Source organism: Oscillibacter sp. CU971, from assembly GCF_905219725.1.
In the GTDB taxonomy this organism is placed as follows: Bacteria; Bacillota; Clostridia; order Oscillospirales; family Oscillospiraceae; genus Oscillibacter.
Genome location: NZ_CAJMXG010000481.1, coordinates 1 through 1,395, shown reverse-complemented (window position 1 = coordinate 1,395; position 1,395 = coordinate 1). Strand labels below are relative to the sequence as shown.

The window sequence follows — 1,395 nt, the reverse complement described above, 5'->3', positions numbered from 1 at the left end:
GCTGACTTCCGTTGGTACGCCGCCTTCCATGATGAGTGCCATCACCCTCATGTTCATATGATGGCTTGGTCAGCGAAGTCGGGGCAGGCGTATCTCAACCAGGAGGGCATCCGCAAAATCAAGTCAGAGCTCACTCGGGATATTTTTCAGGGAGAACTGTTGCACCTCTACAAGCAGAAAAGCTCGTCCAGAGACGAGCTAGTACGGCAGGGCCGCAAGGCGCTGCTGGAATTGACGAAGCGAATGCGCTCGGAGTTCTGCGACAGCCCCGTACTTGAAGCGAAGATGCTAGAATTGGTCAAGTCCTTGGAAACTGTCAGGGGAAAGAAGGTCTACGGCTATTTGAAAAAGTCTGTCAAGACTCAGGTGGACGCCATCGTAGATGAGCTGGCGAAACTCCCAGAGGTAGAGGAGTGCTACGAAATGTGGTGGCGGCTCCAGTGTCAGGTGGAGAATTTCTATTCTGAACGGGAGAGGATGCGTCCGCCACTCTCTCAGGTGAAAGAGCNNCGGTCAATCAAGAACGCCGTTGTTCGTGAGGCGGAGCGCATTCGATGCGGCGTGGTCAGCTTTGAGGATAATGGCATCCAACAGTATGATGAGCCAGAGGAATTCGCAAATTCCTCTTACGGTTACTGGACGCTGCGAAATATGATCCGCGACGAAGGACTGCCTCTGGAGAAGCGGGACCAGGCTGTTGCAGAATTGGGGCGGCTGGCGGAGAACGGTGATCTGAACGCTCAGTATCTCATGGGCAAGCTCTTGCGGGATGGCCCTTTGCTGATTCCAGACAGCGTAAAAGCCCGGCGTTGGTTTGAGCAGGCGGCGGTGCAAGGACATACCACGGCCCAGTATGTTCTTGGAAAGCTGCTCCTCTCCGACGATGTGGAAGTTTGTGATTTGCGGGAAGGCTTGCGCTGGATGAAGGCGACCGCTGAAAATGGTAGTCACTGCGCCGCCTACCGTCTGGGGAAAGAGTACCTCAGAGGGAAAATCATGGAAAAGAATGTCGACAAGGCTATAGAATATTTTACTCAGTCCGCTGAAGCTGGGAGCTCCTACGCACAATACGCATTGGGCAAGCTATATCTCCAGGGGAAAGAGGTGGCGCAGGATCAGGGAGTGGCGGAGTACTGGCTGGCGCAGTCTGCCGCTCAGGGCAACAGCTATGCGCAGTTCCTCCTGGACCATCGTCAGCGTGATCCGTCTGTTCTCTTCGGTACTTTAAGGCTCCTCCACCACATGAGCAACATTTTCTGGGAGACGCTTCCGCCGCCGAATCCGTCGGGTGGTCATGTGGAGAGCAAGCTCATGCGGCGAATCCGTGAGAAGAAAATTGCGATGGGACATAAGCCAGATGATCACGAGGAGTACCAGGGTCCGTCGATTTTTAAG

At 54.4% G+C, this 1,395-nt stretch carries 1 protein-coding gene; it reads left to right on the top strand.

The features are described 5' to 3' along the window. On the top strand, positions 1-1,395 hold a 1,395-nt coding region (mobP3, locus tag JX325_RS16760), incomplete at both ends, for a MobP3 family relaxase (protein WP_204792161.1).